Origin of the sequence: Nocardia huaxiensis, assembly GCF_013744875.1 — a bacterium.
Classification (GTDB): Bacteria; Actinomycetota; Actinomycetes; order Mycobacteriales; family Mycobacteriaceae; genus Nocardia; species Nocardia huaxiensis.
Genome location: NZ_CP059399.1, coordinates 5,118,627 through 5,124,250 on the forward strand (window position 1 = coordinate 5,118,627; position 5,624 = coordinate 5,124,250).

Consider the following 5,624-nt stretch of genomic DNA (forward strand, 5'->3'; position numbering starts at 1 on the left):
CGCTCGCCGGTCAGACGTCGGCTCCCCAATGCTGCTCCAGGAGAACGCCTCTGCTGGCCAGCCAGGCCATCGGATCGACCTTCTGCCCGGCCGGATTCCAGATTTCGAGATGCAGGTGCGGGCCGGTGGACCAGCCGCGATTGCCCACTGTCGCAATCACTTCACCGGCCTGCACATACTGTCCCGGCGCCACATAGAAGTCGTTGACGTGACCGTAGACGGCGATGGTCCCGTCGTCCTGCTGCACCCGCACCCACTGCCCGAACCCGGACGCGGGCCCGGCGTCGATCACCGTGCCGCTGAACGCCGATCGGATGGGTGTGCCGAGTGCGTCGGCGATATCGACGCCGTAGTGGAACGACCCCCAGCGGGCGCCGAACTCGGAACTGATCTCGCCACCCACCGGCATCACGACCGGCGGTGCGACCGGGGCCGGGGCCGCGGGCTGCACCACGGGCGCGAGCGTCTCTTGCAGATTCTTCAGCGCCTGCTCCGCCTGCGCGAGCGGACCCGCGATCTCCGCGGGCAGCCCGGCCAATCCGAACGGCGCCGCCACCGGCGCGGGCGAATCCACCACGGGCGCAGCCTCTTCGACGACCTCCGTCACCGGCTCGACGTCGGTCTCGGCACTACTGTCCTGGCCATCGGACGGCAGCGGCGCGGCATAGGCGACGGCGGGCGTGAGCTGAGCGGTGGCGGCCAGCAGCGCGCCGGTGGCCACCGCCGTCCCCGCGACCGCCCGCACGCGCGGGGCGACAGCGGATTTCGCGCGATGGGAGTACGAGCGCGGCTCGGATTCGGCATCACCGAGGAGTTCGTGAACGGACAGGGAACCGGAGGTCGGTCGATGAAGCGGCACGGCGTGTCCTAGCGTTCGGTCGGCGCTCCCTGCCTCCACCTCTGCGGCTGCGGTAACGATCGGGCCTACGCCGGTGTGGAGACAGTACTCCTCGAACCGCCCTCCGCGTGACAGTTCTGAAATCTTCGATCTTCAGTCTGTCCGGCGGCCGTGCTCAGGAGGCGTCGAGGACGCTCGCGGGCACACCGTAGGGAAGGAACCGGACCCGCCGACGCTCATCGGTATTGTCGCGGTGGGCGCGCAAGGCCTCGAGCTCGTTCGGGAAGACCTGATCGACCCGGGCGGTGCCATCGTCGTCCACGGTGTAGATGGCCCATACGCCGCTGCCGGTTTCGCCGGTGGTCTCGGCCTCCGGTTTCGGTGCGCGCGGGCGCTCGGGCTGGACGAACTGGCCCACCAGGGACGCCAGCGTGTTGATGGCCGAACGGTCGAGGTACTGCCCGGCCTTCCCGAAGAGCTCGCGGAATTCGTCGCCGGCCTCCCGCATCGCGCGCTCGAAATCTTCCGGGTCGATCCCGAAGGGCCCGTTGGTTGCCATGGGCAAACTCCTGCAAACTGATTCGACGGTGTGTTCACCAGTCTCCCCGCGCGACCGGGAGTTCGCCACGTGCGACCCGATGCAGCGCGGCGGCCAGGCGGGCGTTCTCGGGGGCGGTGAAGGCGAAGGCGGCCCGGCGGCGGGTGTAGCCGTAGGTGAGGGTGGTGTGCGGATCGGCGAAACCGTCGGAGCCCGCGGAGCCGGTGTGACCGAAGGCCCGAACGCCGAGGAAGCGGTGGACGAGGGCCTTGGCCTCGAAACCCAGGGCGTAGGGGGCATTGTCGCCACGGACGAGATCGGTTCCGGTGGAATGGATTCGGGTGATGGTGTCGATCGTTTCGGGGGTCAGCAGCGGTGGGCGTCCGTCGAACCCGGTGATTGCCGCCGCGTACATGGCCGCCAGACCGCGTGCGCTGCCGACGCCACCGCCGGAAGCTTGGCCGGTGCGGCGCACCCGGGTGTCGTTGGGGATCGTCATGACGTCGGCCGGGGTGAACCCCGGGGCGGAAAGATTGTAGGCGATCCCCGGAATGCTCTGCGGGGCAGGAGAATTCGCGGCGAAGGCCGATTCCGTCTCGGCGGTGGACCGCCAGGGGAGGATCGGCAGATAGCGGTGATCCAGCTGTTCGGGCAGGCCCAGATACACATCCAGGTCGTACGGCGCGCGAATACGCTGCTCGAACAGGTGCTGAATGGTGCTGCCGGTGATGGCGCGCACCACTTCGCCGACGATCGCGTAGGTGACGAATCCGCCGTAGCCCTGCGAGAGACCCGGCGCGAAGACCGGACGCCGGCCCGCCAGGCGCTCGGCGATGATCCGGTCGTCGGCGAGCTCGGCCATCGTGAACCCGTCCTCCGCGCCGATGACGCCGGAGCGGTGGGTGAGCACCTCGCGAACAGTGATGTGCCGCTTGCCCGCGGCCGCGAACGCGGGCCAGAAGTCGGCGACCGGGCGATCGATGTCGAGCACCCCGTCCTGGATCAGCAGGGCCACCACCAAACCCGCGGCGCCCTTGGTGGAGCTGTGCAGCCCGGTGAGCGTCGTGCCGGTGACCTCGGCCCCGGCCCACAGATCCACCACCAGCCGCCCCCGCACATACGCGGCGAGCTGCGCGCCGGATTCGCCGTTCTCCTCGGCCAGCACGGCGGCGAATTCCGTTCACACATCCTCGAATCCGTCGGCGACGGTGCCGTTCACGTCGATCGTGGTCACAGCGGTGTTCCTCTCTCGTATGGGGATGGTGTTCCGCTGCTCTGACGTACGGCGGCGAGAAAACGTGACCGGGTCACACTCGCGGGTCCGGAATCGTCATACCTGCGGACATCTCGATCGAGGAGGTTTTTCGTGCACGATGACCGGTACCTGGCCGAGCGGTTCGAAGCGCACCGCACGCATCTGCGCGCGGTCGCCCACCGCATGCTGGGCTCGCTCACCGACGCCGACGACGCCGTGCAGGAGGCATGGCTGCGGCTGGCCCGCACCGACTCCGGCGAGATCGGCAATCTGGGCGGCTGGCTCACCACCGTGGTCGGGCGGGTCTGTCTGGACATGCTGCGCTCGCGCAAGGTCCGCCACGAGCAGCCCCTGGAGGACGGGCAGCTGCCCGATCCGATCGTCGCCCCCGAGTCCACCACGGACCCGGAACAGCAAGCGCTGCTGGCGGATTCGATCGGCCTGGGCTTGCTCATCGTGCTCGAATCGCTCAGCCCGGCCGAGCGGCTGGCCTTCGTCCTGCACGATATGTTCGCCATGCCCTACGAGCAGATCGCGCCCATTGTGGACCGCACCCCGCAGACCGCGCGGAAACTGGCCAGCCAGGCCCGTCGCCGCGTCCAGGGTGACGTGCCGCCGCCACGACCCGACCGCACCCGGCAGCGCCGCGTCGTGGACGCCTTCCTGGCCGCGGCCCGCGAGGGCGATTTCGAGGCGCTGCTGACGATCCTCGATCCGGAGGTGGTGCTGCGCGCCGACTCCGGAACCCTGCGGCTGATTCGCGGCGCGGACGCGGTCGCGGGCATGGCGGCCACCTTCCAGCGCATGGCCACGCTGTGCTGGGTGCACCCGGCCGTGGTCAACGGCACGGCGGGCCTGGTGAATACCCTTGACGGCGACCCGTTCTCGATCATGAGCTTCGTCATCGCCGATGACCGGATCACCGCCATCGAGATCTTCTCCGACCGCGCTCGCCTGAGCCGATTCGACCTGGCCGCGGTTGTCGGGTGAGCCCCGGGGCAGACTGGGGGCATGGGTTCTGGTTCGACGGCTCGGCCTTCGCCCGCGGATCTGGCTGCGGCGCAGGACCGGACGATACCCGATGTGATCGGGCCGGGATTGCGGGTGCTGTTCTGCGGCATCAACCCGGGGTTGTACTCCGGTGCGACGGGCCGGCATTTCGCGCGACCGGGCAACCGGTTCTGGCCGGCTCTGCACCGTTCCGGATTCACGCCCCGCCAGTTGCGGGCCGAGGAGCAGGAGGAACTGCTCGGCCTGGGGCTCGGAATCACCAATGTCGTGGCGCGCACCACCGCCAAGGCCGACGAGTTGAGCGCGGCGGAACTGCGGGCCGGCGGGCGTGAACTCGTCGACCGGGTGGACCGGTATCGGCCGCGCGTGCTGGCCGTGCTCGGCATCGGCGCCTACCGGACCGCCTTCGGCAGGCCGAAGGCCACCATCGGTCCGCAGCCCGAGCGCATCGGCGACACCGCGCTGTGGGTGCTGCCCAATCCCAGCGGGCTCAATGCGCACTACACGCTCGACGCACTGGCCGCGGAATTCCGCGTACTGCGCGCGGCGGTCGCTGACGGCTGACGGATCAGTGCAGGTGCGCGCGATCCGCGGCGGCGCGTCCGGCATCCCAGCCCTCGGCGCTGCGAATGCTGATGCCGCGGTTGCGCGAGTGCGGGAACAGGGTGTCGAAGGCGTTGTCGACCGCGACCTGGTGGGAGGCCAGCACCGGCAGCAGCTGTTCGGGCTCAGGGGATTCGGCGATGGCCGCGGCGGTGGCCGCCTCGAGGCGTTCGCCGATGCGGGTGGCATAGGCGACCAGGAACGCCTTGCGGAACATCCGGGCTTCGTCGCCGCGGGTTTCCCGGTTGGCGATCATCGCCCGGGTGGCCTGCACCAGCAGCGACGTGGACAGTAGCGCGATCGCGTCCAGATCGGCGTCGTCCCCGACAATGGTGACGAATCCCCAGGCGGAGGCGAAGATGGCGCGACTGCGGTTGGCGCGGGCGACCACATCGATCAGCAGCGCCTTCGCATCCGTATAGGGCGTGTCGAGCCAGATCCGGTGCGCGCCGGGCAGATCCAGCGTCGTGGTCGCGGCCTCCAGCAGCGCGCGATCGAGTGCGTACTTGGTGATCAGCTCCTGCGCCTTGGCCGAAAGCGCTTCGGCCTCTTCGGGATACGAAGTCGACTCGGCCTTGGCCAGCAGGCCGCGGACCCGCCCCAGCGTCTTCTCGTCGACCTGATGGTGCGCCACGGGATGTGCCGGGGCGGTGCCGGGCAGCGGTCTGATGAGCTCGAGCTTCGGCAGCACAAGCAGCAGCGCGAGGGCCTCGATGACGGTGGCGAGGGCTTCCTCGGTGGTCAGCAGATGCTTCGACGCCCACTGGGCCAGATGCGGTGTCGGCTGCGACCACCAGATGTCCGCGGCGAGTTCATCCAGCTGCGCGAGCCAGGTCTGGTCGACGGTGGCGGGCGGGAACGGCCGGGCGTAGGCGGCAATCCTGTCGATGAGATAGCCGACGGCGAAGGCATCGGTCCGGCGCTGCGCGATCTGGTGGATATCGGCGGGCAGCCAGCCATTGCCGAAGGTGGCTTCGACAATCCGTGTGCTCGCCGCGTCGGCGGCCCGCGGCACCTCGTCGAGGGACAGTGTGGCGAGCTGGGCCGCACAGCGCTGGGCGACAGCCGAATCGCCACGCGGAGTCTTGCCGCGCGCGCCCTGTTGCGCCGACTCCAGCGCCGCCCTCGCGACGGCCGCGGTGATCTCATCCAGGGTCGGTGGTGGCGCGCCGGGCGCACCGAGGCGCTCCCAGTAGCCGGAGTCGCCCTGCGCGGCGCGCTTGGCGGCCCGGTGTTTGCGATTCGGCTTACCCATGATCACCGACCATATTTCACTCCCGGCCCAGGGCCGGGCCGAGGGTATCGCTCGGGGAATTCCCGGGGTGCGGGCGCGACCTGCGGGCGATGTGCGATGTGGACAGGCCGTGCGAGCCTGCGGT

At 69.8% G+C, this 5,624-nt stretch carries 6 protein-coding genes; 2 read left to right on the forward strand and 4 right to left on the reverse strand.

The genetic code is table 11. From position 1 onward, the window contains the following. Positions 1 to 10: 10 nt before the first annotated feature. The 3 genes from H0264_RS23100 to H0264_RS23110 form a co-directional block, all read right to left on the reverse strand. Positions 11 to 859 carry a M23 family metallopeptidase gene (locus H0264_RS23100; protein ID WP_181579479.1) on the reverse strand — a complete coding sequence of 283 codons (849 nt, stop codon included), beginning with the start codon at positions 857 to 859 and terminating at the stop codon, positions 11 to 13. A 154-nt stretch (positions 860 to 1,013) separates the two neighbouring features. Then, positions 1,014 to 1,397 carry a hypothetical protein gene (locus H0264_RS23105; RefSeq protein ID WP_181579480.1) on the reverse strand — a complete coding sequence of 128 codons (384 nt, stop codon included), beginning with the start codon at positions 1,395 to 1,397 and terminating at the stop codon, positions 1,014 to 1,016. Positions 1,398 to 1,431: 34 nt separating this feature from the next. Continuing rightward, on the reverse strand, positions 1,432 to 2,541 hold the full coding sequence (locus H0264_RS23110) for a serine hydrolase domain-containing protein (protein ID WP_276313985.1): 1,110 nt from the start codon (positions 2,539 to 2,541) through the stop codon (positions 1,432 to 1,434). Between the two features lie 201 nt (positions 2,542 to 2,742). On the opposite strand from H0264_RS23110, the gene H0264_RS23115 reads away from it, so the two are divergent. Continuing rightward, positions 2,743 to 3,621 carry a sigma-70 family RNA polymerase sigma factor gene (locus tag H0264_RS23115; protein ID WP_181579481.1) on the forward strand — a complete coding sequence of 293 codons (879 nt, stop codon included), beginning with the start codon at positions 2,743 to 2,745 and terminating at the stop codon, positions 3,619 to 3,621. A 21-nt stretch (positions 3,622 to 3,642) separates the two neighbouring features. Then, positions 3,643 to 4,206, forward strand: a complete 564-nt coding sequence (mug, locus tag H0264_RS23120) for a G/U mismatch-specific DNA glycosylase (protein WP_181579482.1) — start codon at positions 3,643 to 3,645, stop codon at positions 4,204 to 4,206. Between the two features lie 4 nt (positions 4,207 to 4,210). On the opposite strand, the gene H0264_RS23125 is transcribed toward mug, so the two are convergent. Beyond that, a complete protein-coding gene (locus tag H0264_RS23125; RefSeq protein WP_181579483.1) occupies positions 4,211 to 5,500 on the reverse strand; it encodes a DUF2786 domain-containing protein in 1,290 nt (429 codons plus the stop codon). Positions 5,501 to 5,624 lie beyond the last annotated feature (124 nt).